At 71.3% G+C, this 20,859-nt stretch carries 16 protein-coding genes and 2 riboswitches; of the genes, 6 read left to right on the top strand and 10 right to left on the bottom strand.

Annotated elements, in window-relative coordinates; translation table 11 throughout:
- Window positions 1–10 precede the first annotated feature (10 nt).
- From mmsB to KY5_RS38525, 5 genes are all read right to left on the bottom strand, one after another.
- Window positions 11–937: a 3-hydroxyisobutyrate dehydrogenase gene (gene mmsB, locus KY5_RS38545; protein WP_418952850.1), complete on the bottom strand. Its 927-nt coding sequence runs from the start codon at window positions 935–937 to the stop codon at window positions 11–13.
- Window positions 931–2,013 carry an enoyl-CoA hydratase/isomerase family protein gene (locus KY5_RS38540; RefSeq protein ID WP_098246550.1) on the bottom strand — a complete coding sequence of 361 codons (1,083 nt, stop codon included), beginning with the start codon at window positions 2,011–2,013 and terminating at the stop codon, window positions 931–933. The genes mmsB and KY5_RS38540 overlap by 7 nt, the downstream gene beginning before the upstream one ends.
- Window positions 2,010–3,179: an acyl-CoA dehydrogenase family protein gene (locus tag KY5_RS38535; protein ID WP_199843435.1), complete on the bottom strand. Its 1,170-nt coding sequence runs from the start codon at window positions 3,177–3,179 to the stop codon at window positions 2,010–2,012. The genes KY5_RS38540 and KY5_RS38535 overlap by 4 nt, the downstream gene beginning before the upstream one ends.
- A complete protein-coding gene (locus KY5_RS38530) occupies window positions 3,176–4,675 on the bottom strand; it encodes a CoA-acylating methylmalonate-semialdehyde dehydrogenase (protein ID WP_098246548.1) in 1,500 nt (499 codons plus the stop codon). Before KY5_RS38530 ends, KY5_RS38535 begins: the two co-directional genes overlap by 4 nt.
- A gap of 272 nt (window positions 4,676–4,947) precedes the next feature.
- Window positions 4,948–5,150: riboswitch (cobalamin riboswitch) on the bottom strand.
- The gene (locus KY5_RS38525; RefSeq protein WP_418952891.1) at window positions 5,148–5,756 is read right to left on the bottom strand and encodes a DUF6817 domain-containing protein; all 609 of its coding nucleotides are present in this window, start codon (window positions 5,754–5,756) and stop codon (window positions 5,148–5,150) included. It overlaps the preceding riboswitch by 3 nt.
- 261 nt (window positions 5,757–6,017) lie before the next feature.
- Window positions 6,018–6,233, top strand: a riboswitch (cobalamin riboswitch).
- A gap of 159 nt (window positions 6,234–6,392) precedes the next feature.
- Here KY5_RS38525 and metE point away from each other — a divergent pair.
- Entirely contained in the window at window positions 6,393–8,711 is a 2,319-nt protein-coding gene (gene metE, locus KY5_RS38520) for a 5-methyltetrahydropteroyltriglutamate--homocysteine S-methyltransferase (RefSeq protein WP_098246547.1), read from the top strand.
- 60 nt (window positions 8,712–8,771) lie between these two features.
- Here metE and KY5_RS38515 read toward each other — a convergent pair whose 3' ends face one another.
- The gene (locus KY5_RS38515; RefSeq protein ID WP_098246546.1) at window positions 8,772–11,774 is read right to left on the bottom strand and encodes an NACHT domain-containing protein; all 3,003 of its coding nucleotides are present in this window, start codon (window positions 11,772–11,774) and stop codon (window positions 8,772–8,774) included.
- A 108-nt stretch (window positions 11,775–11,882) separates the two neighbouring features.
- Window positions 11,883–12,419, bottom strand: coding sequence for a flagellar hook-length control protein (locus KY5_RS38510; protein ID WP_159072705.1), 537 nt, complete (start codon window positions 12,417–12,419; stop codon window positions 11,883–11,885).
- 250 nt (window positions 12,420–12,669) lie between these two features.
- Here KY5_RS38510 and KY5_RS38505 point away from each other — a divergent pair, with 250 nt between their 5' ends.
- Entirely contained in the window at window positions 12,670–13,671 is a 1,002-nt protein-coding gene (locus KY5_RS38505; RefSeq protein WP_098246544.1) for a DMT family transporter, read from the top strand.
- On the opposite strand, the gene KY5_RS38500 is transcribed toward KY5_RS38505, so the two are convergent.
- On the bottom strand, window positions 13,668–14,879 hold the full coding sequence (locus tag KY5_RS38500; RefSeq protein WP_098247763.1) for an acyltransferase family protein: 1,212 nt from the start codon (window positions 14,877–14,879) through the stop codon (window positions 13,668–13,670). The genes KY5_RS38505 and KY5_RS38500 overlap by 4 nt on opposite strands.
- A 229-nt stretch (window positions 14,880–15,108) precedes the next feature.
- Here KY5_RS38500 and KY5_RS42860 point away from each other — a divergent pair, with 229 nt between their 5' ends.
- The 3 genes from KY5_RS42860 (at window position 15,109) to KY5_RS38490 (ending at window position 18,403) form a co-directional block, all read left to right on the top strand.
- Window positions 15,109–16,350 carry a hypothetical protein gene (locus tag KY5_RS42860; RefSeq protein WP_234363080.1) on the top strand — a complete coding sequence of 414 codons (1,242 nt, stop codon included), beginning with the start codon at window positions 15,109–15,111 and terminating at the stop codon, window positions 16,348–16,350.
- 21 nt (window positions 16,351–16,371) lie between these two features.
- A complete protein-coding gene (locus KY5_RS42855; protein WP_234363079.1) occupies window positions 16,372–17,349 on the top strand; it encodes a hypothetical protein in 978 nt (325 codons plus the stop codon).
- An 88-nt stretch (window positions 17,350–17,437) separates the two neighbouring features.
- Window positions 17,438–18,403 (top strand): pirin family protein, encoded by a 966-nt coding sequence (locus KY5_RS38490; protein ID WP_098246543.1) that lies wholly within the window; start codon window positions 17,438–17,440, stop codon window positions 18,401–18,403.
- 174 nt (window positions 18,404–18,577) lie between these two features.
- Here the strand turns inward: KY5_RS38490 and KY5_RS38485 are convergent, their stop codons facing one another.
- A complete protein-coding gene (locus tag KY5_RS38485) occupies window positions 18,578–18,802 on the bottom strand; it encodes a hypothetical protein (RefSeq protein ID WP_159072704.1) in 225 nt (74 codons plus the stop codon).
- 658 nt (window positions 18,803–19,460) lie between these two features.
- On the opposite strand from KY5_RS38485, the gene KY5_RS38480 reads away from it, so the two are divergent.
- A complete protein-coding gene (locus KY5_RS38480; protein WP_098246541.1) occupies window positions 19,461–19,760 on the top strand; it encodes a hypothetical protein in 300 nt (99 codons plus the stop codon).
- A gap of 153 nt (window positions 19,761–19,913) precedes the next feature.
- Here the strand turns inward: KY5_RS38480 and KY5_RS38475 are convergent, their stop codons facing one another.
- A complete protein-coding gene (locus KY5_RS38475; protein ID WP_098247762.1) occupies window positions 19,914–20,483 on the bottom strand; it encodes a hypothetical protein in 570 nt (189 codons plus the stop codon).
- Window positions 20,484–20,859: the final 376 nt, after the last annotated feature.

Genomic DNA, 20,859 nt, shown 5'->3' with positions numbered 1-20,859 from the left:
GGCTCCGTGCTCACGCCCCTCTCCGTCCTGTGTCGTCCGCCATGCCCCGCCGAAGCGTCGTGACGATCCCCGAGAAGTCCTGGTCCGCTCCGCCTCCCTCGGCGTACTCCGCGTACAACTCGGCCGCTCGCAGGCCGAGTTCGGCGGGAACGCCTCCGGCCCTCGCGGCGCTCGCCGCGAGGGCGAGGTCCTTGGCCATCAGCGGGGCCGCGAAGCCGGGGCGGTAGTCGCGGTTCGCGGGGCTCGTGGGGACGGGCCCCGGGACCGGGCAGTTGGCGGTCAGCGCCCAGCACTGCCCCGACGCGGTGGAGGCGACGTCGAACAGGGACTGAGCGGAGAGGCCCAGGCTCTCACCGAGGACGAACGCCTCACTCACCGCGATCATCGAGATGCCGAGGATCATGTTGTTGCAGATCTTCGCGGCCTGCCCGGCACCAGGTCCTCCGCAGTGCACCGCCTTCTTGCCCATGACCGCGAGGAGCGGCTCCGCCTCCGCGAACTCGGCCCCGCCGCCGCCCGCCATGAAGGTGAGCGTCCCGGCCTCCGCGCCGACCACTCCCCCGGAGACCGGGGCGTCAAGGGCCCGCATCCCGGCGGCGGTCGCGGCCTCGTGGGCGGCGCGGGCGTCGGCCACGTCGATGGTCGAGCAGTCGATGAACAGGGTGCCGGGGCGGGCGGCGGCCAGCAGTCCCTCGTCCCTGTAGAGGCCGAGGACGTGCCGCCCCGCGGGCAGCATGGTGATCACCACGTCCGCCGTCGCGGCGGCGTGCGCGGACGATCCCGCGTCCTCCACCCCGCTCTCCACCGCCTGGGCGAGCAGCTCGGGCATCAGGTCGTAACCGAGCACCCGGTGGCCGTCCTCGACGAGGTTGGCGGCCATCGGACCGCCCATGTGCCCGAGGCCGATGAAGCCGATCGTGCGGGTGCCGTTCACCACGCCACCTCCTGTGGGGTCGTCGCCAGGTGGAGATCGCCACCTGCGGGCCGCGCTTCGAAGTGGTGCGCCACGTCCGCGTCGGTGACCTCGGCCAGAGCGGCCGGTTTCCAGCGGGGGTTGCGGTCCTTGTCGATCACTTGCGCCCGGACCCCCTCGACCAGGTCGTACGAGGCGAGCGCGGCGCAGGACACCCGGAACTCCTGCTCGAGAACGCGCTCCAGCGGGCCGAGCCCCGGTGCCGAGCGCAGCGCGGCCAGCGTGACCTTCAGGGCGGTGGGCGACTTGGCGGCGAGGGTGTCGGCCGCCTCTGCGGCGGGGCGCGAGCCGTGGCCGCGGAGCCGGGCGACGATCTCCTCGACCGTGTCGGCGCCGTAGCAGGCATCGATCCAGGGCCGCTGACCCGCGAGTTCACCGGACGGCGGTTGCCTCACGTACTCCTTGAGCGCGTCCCAGAGCGGTCGCGTGGCGAGGTCGGCGAGGAGGCGGGGCAGGTCGCCGTGGGGTACGAAGTGGTCGGCCAGCCCGCACAACAGGGCGTCCGCGGCGCCGATGTGCGTGCCCGTCAGCGCCAGGTGGGTGCCCAGTTCGCCGGGGGCGAGCGCGAGCAGGTAGGTGCCGCCGACGTCGGGCACGAAGCCGATGCCGGTCTCGGGCATGGCGATCCTGGAGCGTTCGGTGACGACGCGCACATCACCGTGCGCGGAGACGCCGACGCCGCCGCCCATCACGATGCCGTCCATCACCGCGACGTACGGCTTGGGATAGCGGGCGATACGGGCGTTGAGCCGGTACTCGTCCCGCCAGAACGCGGCCGACGCCGCGCCACCACCTGCCCTGACGTCCTCGTAGACGGACCGGATGTCGCCGCCCGCGCACAGCCCCCGCTCCCCCGCGCCCGTGATGGCCACGGTCCGCACCGCGGGATCGTCCTCCCAGGCGGTCAGTGCCTCGTCGATGCTCCGCACCATGGCGTGGGTGAGGGCGTTGAGCGCCCGCGGCCTGTTGAGGGTGAGGTACGCGGCGTGGCCCTCGGTCCTGAGCAGCACCTGCTCTTCGGAGTCGGCGGAGCCGGTCATCGGAGTGCCTCCGTCAGTCCGCGGGCCACGATGACGCGCATGATCTCGTTGGTTCCTTCCAGGATCTGGTGGACGCGCAGGTCACGGACGATCTTCTCGATCCCGTACTCGTGCAAGTAGCCGTATCCTCCGTGGAGTTGGAGAGCCCGGTCGGCGACCGCGTAGCCGGTGTCGGTGGCGAACCGCTTGGCCATCGCGCAGAGTTGCGGCGCGCCGGGGTCTGCCCTGTCCAGGGCCTCGGCGGCCTGATGGACCAGGGCGCGGGCGGCGGCGAGTTCCGTCGCCATGTCGGCGAGGCGGAACTGCAGTGCCTGCGCGTCGAGCAGCCGCGCGCCGAACGCCTCCCGGTCGGCGAGGTAGGACAGGCTGCGGTCGAGGGCGTTGCGGGCGCCGCCGAGAGAGCAGGCCGCGATGCCGAGCCGACCGCCGTTCAGACCGTTCATGGCGATCCGGAAGCCGTCGCCGGGGCGGCCGAGGAGCCGGTCCGCGGGGATCCGGACGGCGTCGAGGACCACCTGACGGGTGGGCTGGGCGTTCCAGCCCATCTTCTTCTCGTTCGGCCCGAACGAGAGGCCGGGGTCGTCCCGTTCGACGAGGAACGCGGAGATTCCCTGGGGTCCCGCGCCGTCGGTGCGCGCCATCACGACGTACACCTGCGCGGCGCCCGCACCGGAGATGAACTGCTTGACGCCGGTGAGGACGTAGTGGTCGCCGTCGCGGACCGCCCCGGTGCGCAGCGCGCCGGCGTCCGATCCGGCCCCGGGTTCGGTCAGGCAGTAGCTGCCGAGGTCCTCCATGGCGCAGAGCCGGGGTAGCCACCTGGCGCGCTGGTCCGCGTCGCCGTAGGTGTCGATCATCCAGGCGACCATGTTGTGGATGGAGAGGTAGCCCGCGATGGAGGGGCAGCCGGAGGCGAGTGCCTCGAAGACGAGGACCCCGTCGGCGCGGCTGAGACCGCTGCCGCCCGCCTCCTCGCGTACGTAGACCCCGCCGAGGCCGAGTCCTGCGGCCTTGCGCAGCACGTCGAGCGGGAAGTGTTTGTCCTGGTCCCAGCGCACGGCGTGCGGGGCGAGGTGGTCCTCGGCGAAGTCGAGGGTGGTCTCGACGAGCGCCTGCTGGTCCTCGGTGAGCGCGGTGGTGGACGTGGTCGTGGTCATGGCGCTCATCCCATGGTCGGGATCGAGAAGTCCGCGCCTTCCCTGGCTCCGGAGGGCCAGCGCGAGGTGACGGTCTTCGTACGGGTGTAGAAGCGGATCGCGTCCGGGCCGTGCTGGTTGAGGTCGCCGAATCCCGACCGCTTCCAGCCGCCGAAGGTGTGGTACGCCACGGGGACCGGGATGGGGACGTTCACGCCGACCATGCCGGTGTTGACGCGGCGGGTGAAGTCGCGTGCGGTGTCGCCGTCCCTGGTGAAGATCGCGACCCCGTTGCCGTAGGGGTGCTCGCTGGGCAGGCGCAGGGCCTGCTCGTAGTCGGCGGCCCGTACGACGCACAGGACGGGGCCGAAGATCTCCTCGCGGTAGATCCGCATCCGGGGGCTGACCCGGTCGAAGAGGGTGGCTCCCGCGAAGAAGCCGTTCTCGTGTCCCGGCAGGGTGAAGTTCCGTCCGTCGACGACGAGTTCGGCGCCTTCGTTGACGCCGATGTCGACGTACCTGCGGACCCGGTCGAGGGCCTCCTGGCTGACCAGGGGGCCGAAGTCGGCCTCCGCGTCGTCGGAGCGGCCGATCCGCAGCGCTCCGACGCGTTCCTTGAGCGCGGCGACGAGCCGGTCCGCCGTCTCCTCCCCGACGGGCACGGCCACCGAGATCGCCATGCAGCGCTCGCCCGCGGAGCCGTATCCGGCGCCGATGAGGGCGTCGACGACCTGGTCGAGGTCGGCGTCCGGCATCACGATCAGGTGGTTCTTGGCGCCGCCGAAGCACTGGGCGCGCTTGCCCTGGGCGGCGGCGGTGGCGTAGATGTGCGCGGCGATCGGCGTGGAGCCGACGAAGCCGAGCGCGCCGACGCGCGAGTCCGTCAGGAGGGTGTCGACCGCTTCCTTGCCGCCGTTGACGACGTTCAGCACGCCGGGCGGCAGCCCCGCTTCCAGGAAGAGTTCCGCCAGGCGCAGGGGTACGGAGGGGTCGCGCTCGGAGGGCTTCAGGAGGAACGCGTTGCCGCAGGCGAGGGCGGGCGCGGCCTGCCACAGCGGGATCATGGCGGGGAAGTTGAACGGGGTGATCCCGGCGACCACTCCGATCGGGGAGCGCAGCGAGTGCACGTCGATGCCGGTGCCCGCGTTGTCCGTGAACTCGCCCTTGAGCAGGTGCGGGATCCCGGCGGCGAACTCGACGACTTCCAGGCCGCGTTGGATGTCGCCGTGCGCGTCGGCGACGGTCTTGCCGTGCTCGGAGGAGAGCAGTCGCGCCAGGGACTCGCGTTCCTGGTCGACGAGTTGGAGGAAGCGCAGCAGGACGCGGGCCCTGCGCTGCGGGTTCCACTCGCCCCACTGGCGCTGGGCGGTGGCGGCGTCGGCGATCGCCGCCTCGGTGTCGGCTCGGCCCGCGAGGGGCACACGGGCCTGTACGGAACCGGTGTTGGGGTCGTACACGTCGCCGAAGAGGCCCGACGTGCCGACGGTGTGCTTGCCGCCGATGAAATGGGTGAGTTCACGGACCACGATGAGCCTGCTCTCGTCAGGTGGGGATCCGGGGATGGCGCGGCGCACCGGCGAACGGCACCCGGTGGGGTGCGCTCGGATCGGGGCCGCGGGACGCGAGGGCCGAAGAGCCCACGGGGCAACGCGAGTTGACGTACGCCGCCGGACGAGCCGGGGTCAGGGCCCACGTCGTCGGTGCGCTAGAAGTCGGCGTACACCGTCGGTCGCTCCGCCGGATCACCTGGGTCGTGGGTACGGACCGGTGCCATGCGTGTCTGCTCCATCCTCGTGGACAACACGGAACACCCCGCGGCCGGTATCCTGACTCCCGGATCAGCGCGCGCTCCCCCGCCTTCCCGACGGACGCGACGTCCTTCGGTGGCGCGTTGTGTTGCGAGAACGCACTCCCCGGTCACAGTGGCGGGACCGCGCCGGATTCACACCGGCTTCCCTGACACCGCGGGCCTTGCCGAGGACCATATAGTTGGACGTCCTAGTAAGTCCACCCCGGCAGGATCGCGCAGGCTTCCCACGCCGCGGGCGTCAGCAGGGGGCGCAGCCCGGTGAACAGCTCCAGGAGGCCGGGGCCGTGGTGGGCGCGGAACTCGCTGTCGACGCTCGCGATGTCGAGCTCGTTGGCCACCGTGAGCTCGGCGAAATCCGCCTGCCGACGGCGCGTCGGCGCGAAGGCGCGACCGGTGAACCGGTCGCGGAAGAGCCCGTCTCCGCCCCGCCCGGTGAGCGCCGGATAGCCGGTCTTCCGGTCGCAGCTCGCGTAGAGGTACACGAGGGACTCGGCCTCGGGGCCGATGACGGCGCGGGCGCGCTCACGCCGGTCGAGCGGCAGCAAAACGGGGGCGAAGCCGTCGGTGCCGTACAGCACGTGACAGAGCCCGGCACGGCGCAGCGCGGGGCGCGCGTCCCAGTCGGCGAGCCGCTGCCGTACGCGGTCGAGATGGGCCAGGAGGGTGCCGCCGGGGTGGTGGATGGCTCCGGCGCCGAGGTCGTACAGGAACTGCCGGGCGGCGCGGTCCGGGTGGGGCTCGGGCTCGGATTGGGACTCGGGCTCGGGTTGGGGCTCGGGCCCGGGTTCTGCGGCCATGGTCACGGACAGCGACTCCTTCCGGCCGACGGGAGGCCGTTTCCAGCCGAACACGACAGCGAGGGGGTCGACACCCGGCCGGGCCCCGACACCGTCCGGATCGGTGGCGGGGCCCGGCCGGGTTGCCGCCCTGGGCCCGAAACGATCGTCCCGCTTCCCCAACAGCCAAGTCAATCCTCGGGTTTCCTCACCGAGACCCAAGCTCTGGCTTGGGGCCATCCGGGAGGTGACCGGTGCTGCCCAAGACGGCCCGCACCCTCTAAGGTGGCCCGTGCAGCTGGTTCGCCCTGTCCGCCAGACAGGCGCGTCGCAAGAGGGAACCCGGTGGGAATCCGGGACTGCCCCGCAGCGGTGAGTGGGAACGACCGCCGTCATACGCACTGGATCCGCCGGATCCGGGAAGCGACGGCCAGTAGGAATCCGCCTCGGCGGATGTGCCCGCGAGTCCGAAGACCTGCCCGTTGCCCGCACGTGACCGATCGCGTGCGGAATCCCGGTGACCTCGTGGGCGGGTCGGCGTGCATACCGTTCGAGACCGCGCCATCGGCGCGTGTCGGCTCCGGACGGTCCGTCATCCCTTCGCGTCCGCGTCCCGTTGCCGGGATGTTCAGGAGTCATCTCGCGAAGGAGATTTCCGTGACAGCGAAGTCCGCAGCCGCGGCGGCACGGGCCACCGTGTACGGCTACCCCCGTCAGGGTGCGAACCGTGAACTGAAGAAGGCCGTCGAGGGCTACTGGAAGGGCCGCGTCACCGCGGACGCCCTCCGGGAGACCGCGGCGGAGCTGCGCCGCACCACCTGGCGGCAGTTGGCGGAGTCCGGCGTCCACGAGGTGCCGACCGGCGACTTCTCGTACTACGACCACGTCCTGGACACCAGCGTGATGGTCGGCGCCGTCCCCGCCAGGCACCGCGCGTCCTTCGAAGCCGACGCCCTGGACGGGTACTTCGCGATGGCTCGCGGCACCCAGGACGTGGCGCCGCTCGAGATGACCAAGTGGTTCGACACCAATTACCACTATCTGGTGCCGGAGTTGGGGCCGGACACCGTGTTCGCCACCGACTCGGCCAAGCAGGTCGCCGAGTTCAAGGAGGCGCTCGCGCTCGGCCTCTCGGCCCGCCCGGTCCTCGTCGGCCCCGTCACCTACCTGCTGCTGGCCAAGCCCGCCCCGGGGGTCGCCGCCGACTTCGAGCCGCTGACGCTCCTGGACCGGCTGCTTCCCGTGTACGCGGAGGTGCTCGCCGATCTGCGCGCGGCCGGCGCCCCATGGGTGCAGCTCGACGAGCCCGCCCTGGTGCAGGACCGCACCCCGGCCGAGCTCAACGCCGCCACCCGCGCCTATCGCGAGCTCGGCGCCCTCGCCGACCGGCCCAAGCTCCTGGTCGCCTCCTACTTCGACCGGCTCGGCGACGCCCTGCCCGTCCTGGCCAAGGCCCCCGTCGACGGTCTGGCACTGGACTTCACCGACGCCGCGGCCGCCAACCTGGACGACCTCGCCGCCGCGGGCGGGCTGCCCGGCAAGCGCCTGGTGGCCGGTGTGGTCAACGGCCGCAACATCTGGATCAACGACCTGGAGAAGTCCCTGGCCACCCTCGGCACCCTGCTCGGCCTCGCCGACCGGGTCGACGTGGCCGCCTCCTGCTCGCTCCTGCACGTCCCGATCGACGCCGCCGCCGAGCGCGACATCGACCCGCAGATCCTGCGGTGGCTCGCCTTCGCCCGGCAGAAGACCACCGAGATCGTCGCCCTGGCCAAGGGCCTGTCCCAGGGCACCGACACCATCGCCGCCGACCTCGCCGCCAACCGGGCCGACCTGGCCTCGCGCGCCGGATCGGCGATCACCCACGACCCGGCCGTGCGGGCCCGTGCCGCCGCCGTCACCGACGCCGACGGACGCCGCTCCCAGCCGTACGCCGAACGGGTCGCGGCCCAGCGTGCGCACCTCGGACTGCCGCTGCTGCCCACCACCACGATCGGCTCGTTCCCTCAGACCACCGCGTTGCGCACCGCCCGCGCCGACCTGCGCGCCGGACGCCTCGACACGCCGGGCTACGAGGAACGCATCAGGAACGAGATCCGCGAGGTCATCTCCTTCCAGGAGAAGACCGGGATCGACGTCCTGGTGCACGGCGAGCCCGAACGCAACGACATGGTGCAGTACTTCGCCGAACAGCTCACCGGCTACCTCGCCACGCAGCACGGCTGGGTCCAGTCGTACGGCACCCGCTATGTGCGCCCGCCGGTCCTCGCGGGCGACATCTCCCGGCCCGAGCCGATGACGGTGCGCTGGACGTCCTACGCCAACTCCCTCACCGACCGTCCCGTCAAGGGCATGCTCACCGGGCCCGTCACCATGCTCGCCTGGTCCTTCGTCCGAGACGACCAGCCGCTCGGCGACACCGCGCGCCAGGTCGCCCTGGCCCTGCGCGACGAGGTCAATGACCTGGAGGCGGCGGGCACTTCGGTCATCCAGGTCGACGAGCCCGCGCTGCGCGAGACCCTGCCGCTGCGCGCCGCCGACCGCGCCGCCTACCTGTACTGGGCCACGGAGTCGTTCCGGCTCACCACCAGCGGCGTCCGGCCCGACACCCAGATCCACACGCACATGTGCTACGCCGAGTTCGGTGACATCGTGCAGGCCATCGACGACCTCGACGCGGACGTCATCAGCCTGGAGGCCGCCCGCTCCCACATGCAGGTCGCCCGCGAACTGGCCGGGCACGGCTACCCGCGCGAGGCAGGGCCCGGCGTCTACGACATCCACTCGCCCCGCGTCCCCGACGCCGCGGAGGCCGCCGCCCTGCTCCGCAAGGGCCTCGAGGCCATCCCGCCCGAGCGCCTGTGGGTCAACCCGGACTGCGGCCTGAAGACCCGCGGCTGGCCCGAGACCCGCGCCTCCCTGGAGAACCTGGTCACCGCGGCCCGCACGGTGCGCGCGGAACTTCCCACTTCCTGACCGGATCCCCCACAAGCAGGAGGCCGGGGCAGCTGCGGGCGCCCCGGCCTCCTCCACCGGTCAGTACCGGGGACGGGGCGCGACGCTCACCGCGACCCCGGGCAGGTCCGCGTCCTCGGGGCCGCAGGGCCCCGGCATCCGGAGCGTGCGCAGGCCGGGGAACGCGGCGGCGACGAGTCCGATGACAGCCGAGTCCGTGTGGCCGGTCAGTGTCACGGCGGTGATGTCCGGGCAGGTCACGGCATGAGTACGCAGGTGGGGCACGGCGGCCGCAGGCAGTACGAGGTGTCGCAGTTGGGGAGCCGTCCGGAGGTGCTGCCAGTCATCGGGGGTCAGGGCCGTGTCGATCCCTTGGAGCACCATGGTCTCCAGCCGGGGGAAACGGGCGAGTTCGGCGAGCCCATGGGCACCCGGGGCCAGCGTGAGCGCGGTGATCGGGGTCCCGGAGGGAATCACCGGCAGTTCCCGCTCGGGGTCCGCAAGTGTCAGGTCGCACTCGTTCAGGGACGTGAGCACCCCCAGGGACCGCAGCACCGCCTTGGACGGACGCCCGATGCTCAGACGCTCCAGGGCATGCAGCCTCCGCAGCACCGCCGGGTCCTCGAGGACCGCGACGTCCAGGCTCCGCAGCCGTTCCCTGTCGACCTGTGCCACCACGTCCTCCAGAGGCACTTCGTGGCCGACCCTCAGGTGGTGCCGACGAGCCAGGTGGGGGATCTGCTCGGATGACGTGACGGTGACGGGGATGTCGGGCGGGAGCTGCGGGAGGACCGCCAGCGCGTACGCGTCGGCGTCGAAGTGCCCCCAGGCATCGCCCAAAGCTCGCTGCACGGCCTCTGTCACCCGATCGTCGAAGCCCACCCCGAGCGCCCACAACAGCCAGTCGCACCCGGCAGTGCCACCGATCCGGACAGCGGTCTCCACACAGGCCAGTGCCTGCTCCTCCGTCAGCCCTCCGGGCGCGGGGAGCACCGAGAGCACCGTCTGCCCGACGGCTGCGAGCGTGGCGGCCTCTTCCCACGTCCGCGGCGGGAGCAGCGCGGCGGCACGCTGCTCGATCAAGTAGAGGACCCGCGGCTCCACCCGATGGGCTTCTGCCAGACAGGACAGCGCCAACAGGTGCAGCCGCACCCGGTGTTCGGCGCTCTCGTCCCCTCGGGACACCAGGTCGAGCAGAAGGCGCTCCCGATCTCCGCTCCGGCCCTGGGCGACGGCCATCGCGACGACGTCGTTCCACCGCTCCTTGTGTGCGTTGGACACCAACAGGGGAAGGTCGCGGACCTCCAGAGCTGCACGCGCACCGAGGTAGTCCTGGAAGGTCGGGTGCGCGAAGTCGACCATGCCGTCCCTCTGCTCGCGCAACAACCCGCTCCCTTCGAGGAGTTGGCGGTAGACCCGCGCCGCGTCCTGCTCCGTGGTCGCCCCCACGGGCCCGCCCACAGGAACGCCCGCGAGCGACTGTCCGATCAGCTTGACGGCGTCGGCCCGCTCGATCTCCCGGCAGTCGTTGCGGATCATCCAGTAGGCGATCCTGCCGAGCAGGGTGAACTGCACGTCGGCGTCCAACCTGCGGGGCGAGGAGTTTCGTTGGATTCCGCGCTCCCGGTCCCGGCGTACCAGCATCATCTCCAGCGCCGCGAGGTACAGCGTCGTACGACCGGCCGGAAGGAAACCGTGCCGTTGATGGTGCAGGGCACACAGCAGAGCGCACAGGAGGGGGTTCGTGGCGAGTGTGCCCAGGTCCCGCTGCCTGCGAACCGCCGAAAGGAGCGCCTCGCTCTCGCTCGCACGGCTGTACCGTGGGGCGGCCGCCTGATGCCAGCGCCGGATGAAGTGCTCGATGTCGTCGGAACGCATCGGTGCGAGCCGGAACTCGGCGAAGTCCTGGGCCGCGAGCCAGTCCAGGGGGACGGCCGATGGGCGCGTGGTGACCAGCCAGCGGTTGCCGGGGAAGGCGGCCAGCAACTGGCGTATCCAGCGCCGCACTTGCTCCCGGTTCTCCTGCGGCACCTCATCCACGTCGTCGATCAGGAGCAGCCCCCTGCCCGCTTCGAGGACGCGCTCGGCCCAGCCCGAGGGCGGCGCGTACGGGCAGTCCGCGAGCTCCAGGAATCGCTCGGGCCCGGGCAACCTCCCTTCCCTGCCCAGCAGATGACGCACCCTCAGCACGAAGGGCACCAGCCCGATCAGATAGGGCGACTCCTCGCTGATGCCCTGCTCCGCGGCGACGGCCAGCCACTGCACCAGCGTCGTCTTGCCCGCTCCCGTGCCGCCGCGCAGCAGGACCCGCTTACGCTCGGCCAGCGCCCGCTCGGCCCGCTGCGGCGGGGACGGCAGCGGCCGCTCCCCGTTCCGCGTACGACGCTCCTCACCCTCAGCGATCTCCAGGCTCAGGTAGGCGTCGGCGAGCGGCCACTCCCCTGCGTCGTCGATGCCGTGAATGGTGAGTTGCCCGTGGCGGCGGACGAGGTACCGCCGATACCGCTCCTCGAAGCCCGCGTCCTCGGCGGACTGCGCGGGCACGCGCTCCACCAGGAGGTCGAGCGCGGTCACGATCCGGTCGATCTGCCGCGTCTGTTCGAGCAGGGTGCGGGCGACAAAGGTGGAGCGCTTGGTGAAGAACTCCACGATGTGCAGGCACGCGAGCCGCACAAGGCGCTCATGGAGCAACTGGGCGTCCACCGAAAGACCCTCGTCGCAGGGCGGCAGCGCATCGGCGAGACGCACGTGCCCGAGGCGAACCGCTTGCGCGTCGTCCATGTCCAGGTCGCCGAGCCCGTGCAGGCTGCGCGCCAACTCCTGCGCGACGGCCTCATGTTGCTCCACCGGCAGGGCGTCGTGCGGACCGGCCGACCGGACCGCCGCGCGCACCAGCTCCCGGGCCAGCTTGCGCAGGTCCTGTTCCGTCAAGGTGCGGTGTTCGCCCTTGAACGAGACGAGCGCGGACAGGCGGACAGGTTTGTCGACGAGACCCGCGCCGGGATCGTCCTGCCGAAACAGCTTCCGCACCAGCGGCGCCACGGCGCTCGAAGCGAGCCGAAGGCCGATGCCAGCCAGTTCCATGGACCGAGCGTAGGACAGCTGCCCATCGGACTCCGGGCGTTCGACCGTTTCCGGTGCTCCGGCCCGCTACTGGGGGCGGCGGGCCGGAGCTTTCCCGGAGGGGGTCGATCAGTTCCAGGGGTTGGCGGGCTGGTCGTTGATCGCCGTCCAGAAGCGGGTGCCGAGCGGCACGTCGCCCTTCGCCCAGTAGCTCCAGCCGCCCGAGCTCTCCAGGTTCGGGCCGTAGCGCCCGTCGTGGAACTCGGCCATCCGCCAGCCCGCGCCGAAGGTGTTGGCGCAGACGCCGTCGGCGACGGCGCGGCTGGTCAGGCGGTTGCCCCGGATCGGGTTGCTGGCCGCGACGGTGCCACGTGCCCAACCGGCGTAGAAATCAGGGGTGATGCCCGCGGGCACCGGACTGTTGTCGACCTTCAGGCACAGCACGGGAAGTACCGCCGTGGTGGCCGTGTCCCCGGTGTACGCGTCGCTCAAGGGGCCACCGCCCACCCGGACCGTGCCGGCGGGGCCGTCGGCGAGCAGCGTCCAGGTCATCGCCTTTCCGTTGTTGGCGGGGGCGTCCGGCGCTGCCGCGGCGGGGGCCACCGCTCCGGCGGCCAGCAGCAGCGCGGCGGCACCGAGGGACAGACCCAATGTGATCGGGCGCAAGGCTTCTCCTCACGGGAGTGACATGAGTGACGTGCCATGACGGTCACGAATTCTCCATGTTCTCCAGACTTTCCCCAAGAGTGAGAATGCGACATCCGCATCGCGGAACGGTGGAGGACGGCGCGGCCCCGATCGGTTAGAAAGGTGGAGGTGGGGGCCCGGCGCCACCCGCCGATCGCCGACCGCACACCGGCGCACAATCCGCCATCGGCACCCACCCGCCACCGACACGCACCGAGGTCCTCCGCACATGCCTGCCGCCGCAGCCCCCTGGCTGCTCCTCGCCGTCTTCTCCGGCACCTTGATATCCCTCCAGGCCCGCATCACCGGCGAGCTGGCCGCGGGGCTCGGCGGGGACGGGTTCGCGGCCGCCGTGATCTCGTTCGGCTCGGGGTTCGTGCTCCTGTCCATCGGGCTCCTTGCGCTGCGCGGGCCGCGCCGTGGCGTCGGTCTGGTGCTCGCGGACGTACGCGGCGGACGGCTCAAGTGGTGGCAGGTGCTCGGCGGCTTCGGGGGCGCGGCCTTCCTGCTCGCGCAAGGGCTGACCGTCGGGGCGCTCGGCGTCGCGCTGTTCACCGTCGCGATCGTCGCGGGCCAGGTCAGCGGCGGGCTGCTCTTCGACCGCATGGGGCTCGGGCCCGCGGGACCCCAGCGGCCGTCGCGGCGCCGGGTCGTCGGCGCGCTGCTGGTCCTCGTGGCCGTCGGCCTGTCGATGGCGGACAAGCTGGGCGGCGGCTTCCCGTACGCGATGCTGCTGCTCCCGCTGGTGGCGGGCGTCTGCGTGAGCTGGCAGCAGGCGGTCAACGGACATGTGAAGAACGCCGCGGGATCCGCGTACGCGGGCACGTTCTTCAACTTCGTCGCCGGTACCGGCGCGCTGAGCGTGATCTTCCTGGTGCACGCGGCGGCGAAGGGCCTCCCCGACCGGCTGCCCACCGAGCCGTACGTCTACCTCGGCGGTGCGGTCGGCATCTCGTTCATCACCATCGCGGTCGCCGCGGTGCAGAAGCTCGGCGTCCTGGTGCTCGGCCTGTGCACGATCACCGGCCAGCTGGTGGGTTCGCTCGCCCTCGATCTGCTGCTGCCGCACGGCGACACCCGGGTCACGGCGGCCACCGTCGCGGGCGTCGCGCTCGCGCTCGCCGCGGTGGCCGTCGCGGCGCTCTCGGGACCGCGCGCGGGCCGGGTCGTGGCGTCGAGCGACACGGCCCGGCCCGCGGCGGCGGAGCGCGAGGAGCGGGTGGAGCGCTAGCGCGCCGACCCGGCAGTGGGTCTGCCCGCCACCGGTTCGCCCGCCACCGGTTCGCCCGCTGGCTGCTTGAAGGCCCACTCCATCTCCGGCTCCATCGCGAAACGGAACATCCGCTGTACCGGCGGTGTGCACAAGGCCGTGATCACCGCTCCCGCGAGCAGGGTCACCGTGATCTGGCCGAGCGGCGTGTGGAGCCAGTCCGCCTCGTACCAGTCGCCGAAGCGCGAGCCCTTAGCGAGGAAGCCGTGCAGCAGGTAGCCGTAGAGGGTGCCCGCGCCGAGCGCGGTGAACCACAGCTTCCGGCCCGGCACCCAGGCGAAGAAACAGGCCACGAGAACGACGGAACAGCCGAACATCGCGAGCGTCATGACCGCGCCGCTCCACCCGGGAGCGCCCAGTTCCTGAGCGCTGTCCCTGCGGTAGAACCAGGCGGCGCTCATGTGCGGCGCGGCCCAGTACGCGAAGGCGAGCGCGGCGGCGCAGACGGGCAGGGCCACGATCCTGGCCTCCTTGCGCCGCACCATCCGGAAGTGCTCCGGCTTCAGGACCAGGCCGAGCACGAAGAACGGCAGGAACTGCAGCACGCGTTGCAGATCGAGGTCGTCGCCGATGTCCGGGGAGGCCGAGGCGAGCGCGGCGATGGCGAGGGCGAGCGGCAGGGGCCAGCGGACGATCTTCCACAGGGGTGTCGTCAGGCGCCAGACGAACAGCGCGATCAGGAACCAGGTCAGGTACCAGGGATCGAGGAGGCTGATCGGATAGGTGGGGTCGTCGCCCGCGGTCCGTTTGAAGAGGGTGTACGCGACTTCGAAGAGGACGTACGGGACGGCGATGCCCGTCACCAGGCGCTTGAGGCGGCCGGGGCTCGCGTCGAAACTCCGCGAGAAGTAGCCGGAGATGACGATGAACGCGGGCATGTGGAACGCGTACACGGTCATGTAGAGCGCGGCCGCCGTGCGGCTGTCCCCGCGCAGCGGCTCCCAGGCGTGGCCCATCGCCACCAGGACGATCGCCAGGTACTTCGCGTTGTCGAAGAACGAGTCCCGTGGCTTCCCGGCGTTGGGGGCGCGCGCCCCGTGCGAGGCGGCTCGCGGAGTGCGGACCGCGTGCGACGCGGCTGCCGAGGGGCGGCTCGCGGGCGGCGGCGCGGGGCGGGCCGGGGGCAGCGGGGCCCGGTGGCGGCCCCGCGTGGGTGCCGTATCGGTCACGGCACCCCCCACAGGCAACCCACAGCCTCGATCGCGCGTCTTACCTTGTTTGCGGGAACTCCATTGGCGTGAGACATCCCCGGCACCCTAGTCACAGGACCCGACACCCGTACAACCGCGCCGCGTGTGGGCTTTCGCACGCGGGGCCACGGGGAGATCCGTACGCATCAGTGACCCCAATGGCCCCCCGGGTCCCACCCGGCGAGGCCGGATGGCAGATGATCGCGGTGTGGCCGATGCGCGCGAGGGTTCCCCCCAACGGACCGGCGGCGAACGGACCGGCGGCGGTCGTCTGCCGCGCTGGACGCGGGCCGTCGCCTGCGTCGTCGCGGTGCTGAGCGTGCTGGTCCTCGCCCTCGCGGGCGCCGCCCGCAGCACGCTGCTGAGCCGGGCGTTCTACCAGGACGTCCTCGACGAACAGGGCGCCTACGAGCGGCTGTACGACGAGGTCCTCGTCGACCCCGCGTCCGCGCGGGCCCTGCGCGACCTGCTCGGCAGGATCCCGGTGCCGCCCGCGCAGGTGACCTCGAACCTGAAGAACGTACTGCCGCCCGCGACCCTGCGCACGCTGGTCGACGAGCAGATCGGCCATGTCCTCGCCTACCTGCGCGGCGAGGACGCGGTGCTCGCGCTCACCGTCGACGTCACGCCGGTCCTGACCAACATCGGCAGCTTCGCCGAGATCTACCTCGGCGATCTGGTCGCCTCGGTCCAGGGCAAGCCCGCGCCCGACTTCCCCGCGTTCGTGCAGGGCCTCTCCGGGGCCCTGGAGGACATCGCGGCGGGCCGCCGCCCCGACGCGCTGCCCGAGCTGCACCTCGACGAGAGCTCGGCGAAGTCCGCGGCCGACACCCTGGTCGGCGCCCTGCCCGAGTCGGCGCGCCATTCGCTGCGCCCACAGGTGGAGGCGGCGCTCGCCACCGGCGACGTGGCGAGCGCGCTGGCCGCGGTCGGTCCCCATCTGCTCGGCGAACAGTCCGGGCGGAGCAGCGCCGATCTGGCCGCGATCACCGACGGCGGGCACTGGAAGATCGTGCCCGATCTGGAGGCGGCGGGCGTCGACCTGGGCACGGTCAGGACCGCCAGGTCCTTCACCCGCCTCGTGCTCGGCGTGGTGCAGCCCGTCGCGCTGCTGCTCGGTCTCGCCGCGACCGCCCTGCTGGCGTTCACAGGACCCGGCACCAGGACGGCACGGCTGCGTACGGTCGGCTACGCGCTCGCGGTGGGCGGCGCGCTGACCGCTGCCGTCTGCCTTCTCGCGCGGAGCGCGGCGGACGACCTCATGGCCGAGCCCGCACCGGGCTGGCCGCCCTCCCTGAACCGTCTCGTCGACGACCTCCAGCACGCGGCGGCCGACAGCCTCGGCACGGTCGGGCTCGTCACCGCCGCCGTGCCGTTCCTCGCGGGTCTGCTCCTGGTGGGCGGCACGCTGCTGTACGACCGTTTCGCGGCACGGCGCACGGAAGGCTAGTCGGCCCGGCGGCGCACCGGGGTGGCGGCCGCCGCGGGCGGGCTCGCGGTGGTCGTGGCGCTCGCCGGTTCCGTGCTCGCCCCCGCCGTGGCGGGCAAGGAGGCGAAGGACCTGTGCCTGGGCTCGGCGGCGCTGTGCGAGAAGCGGTACGACGAGGTCGCCTATCTGGCCACCCACAACTCGATGTCGACCACGCAGGACCGGTTCATCGGGCCGCTCCACGACCCCGACATCGTCGCCCAGCTCAACGCCGGGGCCCGGGCCCTGCTGATCGACACCTATACCTGGGAGACGCCCGACGAGATCACCGAACGCCTCCAGGAGTCCGACATCTCCCCGGGGATGAAGGAGCAGATCACGGATCTGGTCGCCAGGGCCAACCCGCCGCGCCCCGGCCTGTGGCTGTGCCACGCCGTGTGCAGGGCGGGCGCGATCGGCCTGGTGGACACGTTGCGGCAGATCGGCGACTGGCTCGACGAGCATCCCGGCGACGTCGTCACCCTGATCGTCCAGGACGCGGTCACCGGGGAGCGGACCCGGGACGCCTTCCACGAGGCGGGCCTCGACCGCCTGCTCTTCACCCCGGACCCCGACCCCGCCGAGCCGTGGCCGACCCTCGGCCAACTGGTGCGCTCCGACCGGCGTCTGGTGGTCTTCGCGGAGCAGGCGGACGGCCCTGCGCCCTGGTACCGCAACTTCTACCGGTACGGCATGGAGACGCCGTTCGCGTTCAAGAAGCCCGCGGAGATGTCGTGCGTGCCGCACCGCGGCGGCGCCGACAAGCGGCTCTTCCTGCTCAACCACTTCATCACCGACGCGGGCGGCAGCCGCCTCGATGCCGCCGTGGTCAACGCCCGCCGGTTCATCCTCGACCGGGCCCACCGCTGCGAGGCGGAACGCGGGCGCCCGGTGAACTTCGTCGCCGTCGACTTCGCGACGATCGGCGATGCGCTCGGCGCGGTCGACGCGCTCAACAACGAGCGGTCGGCGCGCCGCTGATCGACGTCGTCACCGACTTGAGGAGTCGGCACCCGGACGCCGGTATGCGTCTGCCGCGCCGGGCTGATCGCAGGCTAGGTTGAGCGGCATGAGCAACCTTGACCGTCAGGCAGTCCCCTCGCTGTGCGGCGGACGCGGGTTCGTCGTCGCCGAGCCCGTGCGCGAACTCCTCAGCCCCCGCCGGGTCCGGCTCGGCGAATCCACCGAAGTACGCCGACTCCTCCCGAACCTGGGCCGCCGCATGATCGGCGCGTGGGCCTTCGTCGACCACTACGGCCCCGACGACATCGCCGACGAGCCCGGCATGCAGGTGCCGCCGCATCCGCACATGGGCCTGCAGACCGTCAGCTGGCTGCACGAGGGAGAGGTGCTGCACCGCGACTCCACGGGCTCCCTGCAAACCATCCGCCCCCGCGAACTGGGCCTGATGACGTCGGGCCGGGCGATCTCGCACTCGGAGGAGAGCCCCGCGTCGCACGCCCGCCTGCTGCACGGCGCGCAACTGTGGGTGGCCCTGCCGGACCCCCACCGGCACACCGACCCGAAGTTCGAGCACCACGCCGAACTCCCGAAGGTCACCGCCGCGGGCCTCGACGCGACCGTGCTCCTCGGCACATTGGACGGCACGGAGTCCCCCGGCACCACCTACACACCGCTCGTCGGCGCCGACATCACCCTCACCGCCGACTCCGACACACGCCTCCCGCTGGACCCCGACTTCGAGTACGGCGTACTCGCCATGTCCGGCGAAGTACACGTAGACGGCGTCCCCGTCCTCCCCGGCTCCATGCTCTACCTCGGCTGCGGCCGCACCGAACTCCCCCTGCGCGCGGCATCCGACGCCGGGATCATGCTGCTCGGTGGAGAACCGTTCGACGAGGAACTGATCATGTGGTGGAACTTCGTCGGCCGTACGCAGGCGGAGATCGAGCAGGCGCGGGAGGACTGGATGACGGGCACGCGGTTCGGCGAGGTGAAGGGGTACGACGGGGGCCCGCTGGCGGCGCCTTCCCTCCCTTCCACGCCGTTGAAGCCGCGGGGGCGCGTGCGCTGAGCTGGGGTTATGGCGGGGCGGCGGCACGGGGTGGCGGGCGAAAGGAAGTACCGAAGCACTCATCTCCCCCTCCACGGAGACCACCCCGCTTGCCCGCCGGACGCGCCCTACTCCCTGGGGCACGATTCCAGCCTGCGGGCGGGTGCGGTCGGCTCTGGCAGGACTCATGCTGACCTAATGCCGACTTTCCTGACGGCCCGTCAGCTTCCAGCCTGGCCCCGTTGCCGTCAGTTTGGCGCAGGCCATCAGACACACCGCCACGCTCCCCAGGTTGAGTACGAGCGGGAAGTCGAAGGTGCTGTAGCCGCGGTTGATGGTGACCTTGCCCAGGAAGGACTCCATCGCCCAGGAGAACCCGACCAGCAGCACGGCGGCGCCGGTGGCCACGGGGTGTGCCACACGGTGCTGCATCGATTTCGTCAACCGCTTCAGCAACAACCGCACCCGCCCTGTAGATGGGGACGCCAAAACATCACACGGGCGATCGGACGGGCGCACGTCGGGCAGTCCATGCGTTCATGGCGCCGAGCGCCAAGAGGATTGGAGCGGTAACACGAGGGGGTCGAAGCACGGCTTTCGCCCTCCGGGGCGGCCTGCGGGCGACCGTGAGGGAGCCACAGTCGCAAGCGGTGCCGCCAGGGTCCAGGTCGCCTCGCCGCACTTCGCCTGTCTACTCCGCAGCGGGTCCCCGGGACAGGGGCCGGACAGCCTCAACACCTTGCCCCGGGCACATACCTGGCCGGTTGGGTCCTACTGCCGCCAGGACACGCCGTCGCGGCAATTCCCGTGCCGGGCCGCACGATTCGGCAGGTCGAACAGGGACGGCATCGATCCCGGATGGCCCTTTCGACAGAGCATGTACGGCGGCACGCGGGTGTCAGCCCGTGGTCGATGGGGTGCGGTTAGCGCGGCATCCGACCTACCGGCGTTCCCTCGGGCCCAGGTTGGGGCCCTTTCGCCAGCGGCTGCTACCAGCGGGAGTCTGCGCCCGCCACACAGCACCGCGTCCTGGCTCGCCACGGCTTCCCCCCTGTCGCCGGCCGATGAACTCCTGCTCATGCTGCCCCTGCACGACACTCCCGGTGTGCGCCTGCGGGGCGAGGTCTTCGGCTCCCACCGCGGCCCCCTGGCTCTGGTTCTGACCGAAGAGGCCGCACGCACTGGTGAGATCGTCCTGGACCTCACCGACGTCCACTTCGTCTCGAACAGCATCCTGGACATCCTGACCGTCCTGGCCAGCCGTCTCGTGTCACCCCAATGTCTGCTCGTCAAAGCCAGCGCCGACCTCAAACTGAGAGAGCGGACCGACGCCCGCGGCTGGAACGAGATCGCGACCGTACGCCTGGAGGAGTCCTGACCCGCCAAACTCCCGTGGTCGGACAGGGTTCCTACGTCACGGCTGCCCCAGATCGCTCCGGAACACCGACCCTCACCGGGACGGTCAACATCCACGCCAGGGCGAGCACCTGCCGGACTGGCTCGACGCTGTCCGGCAATTGCCCCCCCTCGATCAGATCGTGGGACGCCGGAGCACGTTGGTGGGCTCCCAGTCGCTCTTCCAGAAGGCTTCAAGCCCGTACTCGTTGATGAATTGCCGCTCGACCTCGTGTATGGGGTACATCCCTTGGATGTTGATCACGTCGTGGTCCTCGTGTCCCGGAATGCCGACGTCGATGCCCAGATAGTCGTCTCTGTCGAGGACCAGCGGCGCGAACACGCAGAATGCCGTCATCTCTGACTCGGGCACGATGCGCTCACCGAAGTTGATCGTGCTGCCGTAACTGAACGGGCAGGTTCCACGGAGTTGCTCGGCGAGGAAGCCCACGGCGTGGGCCCAGATCACGTCGGTCGAGTTCACGCTGAGGCAGAGTTCCGGCGAGCCGTGCTGCCAATCGGGATGTTCTGCCAACGACAAGCCGTAGGTGAGTGCCGTGAGAAGCCCGTCCGGCAGGTTGTCGTAAACGATCTCCGTCACGCCCCGCAGCCCTTGCTTGGTCGACTCGACAGGGAAGAAGCGGGGCTCTCTTCCTCCGGAAAGTCGATCAAGATGGTCGAGGTACTTCTCAGCGCGACTGGCCATGTGTCCAGCCTGCACGATCGCATACTGGCGCACGCCACCGGGGCCGTCACCAGTCACACTCCGCAAGAGGTCTGGGGCGGCTCGCCTGGCTGGCGAGGGATGCGCCGATCCGGACAGAGTTTTCAGCGTTTGGCTCCGTGCATCTGCACGATCACGCTGAACCATCCGTCGGTGTGCACGTTGATGCTCTCGTTCACGGTGGAAGTCGAGGCCATTGGGACAGACGATGAATGCTTGGGCCATTTCTTGATGTGCGAGGGCTTCCATGGAGCTGCCTCTAGCCGGCGTAGAGGTGGCCCGTGCCCCCCCCTGGGAAACCCCCCGCACGTGGAGTGACGCGGCCGGTGCTCCCGGAGCACCTCGTGCAGCTTCTCCG

The sequence above is a fragment of the Streptomyces formicae genome (assembly GCF_002556545.1).
Lineage (GTDB): Bacteria > Actinomycetota > Actinomycetes > Streptomycetales > Streptomycetaceae > Streptomyces > Streptomyces formicae_A.
This window is presented reverse-complemented; position numbering and strand designations above follow the sequence as displayed.

Coding starts and splice junctions, on each gene's coding strand:
- KY5_RS38540 (WP_098246550.1), bottom strand. CDS start 2,013: ATGACCGGCTCCGCCGACTCCGAAGAGCAGGTGCTGCTCAGGACCGAG.
- KY5_RS38535 (WP_199843435.1), bottom strand. CDS start 3,179: ATGAGCGCCATGACCACGACCACGTCCACCACCGCGCTCACCGAGGAC.
- KY5_RS38525 (WP_418952891.1), bottom strand. CDS start 5,756: ATGGCCGCAGAACCCGGGCCCGAGCCCCAACCCGAGCCCGAGTCCCAA.
- KY5_RS38515 (WP_098246546.1), bottom strand. CDS start 11,774: ATGGAACTGGCTGGCATCGGCCTTCGGCTCGCTTCGAGCGCCGTGGCG.
- KY5_RS38505 (WP_098246544.1), top strand. CDS start 12,670: ATGCCTGCCGCCGCAGCCCCCTGGCTGCTCCTCGCCGTCTTCTCCGGC.
- KY5_RS38490 (WP_098246543.1), top strand. CDS start 17,438: ATGAGCAACCTTGACCGTCAGGCAGTCCCCTCGCTGTGCGGCGGACGC.
- KY5_RS38480 (WP_098246541.1), top strand. CDS start 19,461: ATGCTGCCCCTGCACGACACTCCCGGTGTGCGCCTGCGGGGCGAGGTC.
- KY5_RS38475 (WP_098247762.1), bottom strand. CDS start 20,483: ATGGCCAGTCGCGCTGAGAAGTACCTCGACCATCTTGATCGACTTTCC.